Annotated in this window: 1 protein-coding gene; it reads right to left on the bottom strand. The window is 35.4% G+C overall.

Going from position 1 to position 1,657, the window contains the following annotated elements:
• Nucleotides 1–40: 40 nt before the first annotated feature.
• On the bottom strand, nucleotides 41–1,609 hold the full coding sequence (locus CKK03_RS23205; protein WP_099364852.1) for an IS1182 family transposase: 1,569 nt from the start codon (nucleotides 1,607–1,609) through the stop codon (nucleotides 41–43).
• Between the last annotated feature and the right edge of the window lie 48 nt (nucleotides 1,610–1,657).

Raw genomic sequence — 1,657 nt, forward strand, 5'->3', positions numbered from 1 at the left:
TCACCTTTTTCTATTTTTTTATGTAAATTCTCCCATTACCTTAGTTGTTGGCAGTGAATTTTCTTAAATTCACTGCCATTAAAGCTAGGCCCATTTCGTTTTCTACCTTCGATTTTCCTCGTACAGAAAATCGGGAGAAACGCAAATTAGCCTTCAAGAATCCAAAAACTGGTTCCACATCGATTTTTCGTTTTCGATAGATGGCACTCGTTTTCTCTTCTGAAAGCTTCGCTCTTATATAATCTTTTTGCTGTTCCCACTTTTCATTCACCATTAATTTTCGATTGTTGCCTTCTTTGGCTTTTGTACATGATAAACGGAATGGGCATCCCGAACAATCCTCGCACTCATAGATTTTGAACTTCCGTTCAAAGCCTGTACGATCAGTGCGAATAGAATGATATTGAAAATTAAGACGTTTATGATTAGGGCATGCATATGTATCTGTTTCTTCATCATAATGCCAATTGTCAGGATTAAATATGTTTTGCTTATACTTTTTGTTCTGCTCCTTCAAATACATGTTATAAGTAATAAGTGCTTCTCGTTTTCTATTGGAAAGGATATCATTATAGTTTTGTTCACTACCATAACTTGCATCTGCGACAATGTGTTTCGGTAACACGAAATAATGCTGCTCGATTTCATCTAGAAATGGAATTAACGTACGCGTATCTGTAGGGTTCGAAAACAAACTATAAGCAAGAGTGTATTGACCTTCCGTTGCGATTTGTACATTGTAACCAGCTTTCAATTGTCCGTTTTTCATATAATCTTCTTTCATTCGCATAAATGTCGCATCGGGATCTGTTTTAGAATAGCTATTACGTGTGCCAAAGATTTCCAAATCTTTTTGGTATTTCTGTTTACGTAAGACAAAATCAATCAATTGCTTACGCGCTTGTTTCGGATATTTGCGTTTGCTTCTTAAGGCTTTTCGTTCTGAAACATCTGATGTAGCTTCAATTTGTTTATCATACTCAATTACGACTTCGTCTACTTTTTTAACCAATTGAGTGAGCTCTTCCAATGATAACTGTTCAGTGTTTTCACGTTCAATTTCAGGTACGATTTCGTTCTTAAGTAGCTCGTTATATAGCTGGTTTGACTTTTCAATTAAGCTTTCACTATATTTCTCAATGGATTTTTTCCATACGAATGTAAATTTATTTGCATTCGCTTCAATCTTTGTACCATCAATAAAAATAGCTTCTTGATCAATAAGCTTTTCTTCGACCAATTGGCAACGGAATTGGACAAAACATTCGCGAATTATATCTTTCACTTCTGGTTGAATGCGGAATCGATTGATTGTGCGGTAGCTTGGTTCATACCCTTGTGCTAACCACATCATACGAATACTATCTTTTAATAGGGCTTCAATTTTTCGCCCAGAGAAGACAGATTGCGTGTAGGCACATAAGATAATTTTAAGCATCATGCGTGGATGATAAGCTGGACAGCCCTCATTTCGAAGAAATGGTTCAAAAGCTTCGTGCGGGATACTTTCAACTAAATGATGGACATGGAAGGCAATATCATTATTTTGTAATTTTACTTCTAAATCTAAAGGCAAAACTAATTGATTCATGATATAATTTTTAAACATAAGGACCCTTCTTTCGAGATATGGTGTGGTAACTTTATTTTATCAGAA

The organism is Fredinandcohnia onubensis (genome assembly GCF_002734215.1).
Classification (GTDB): Bacteria; Bacillota; Bacilli; order Bacillales; family Bacillaceae_L; genus Ferdinandcohnia; species Ferdinandcohnia onubensis.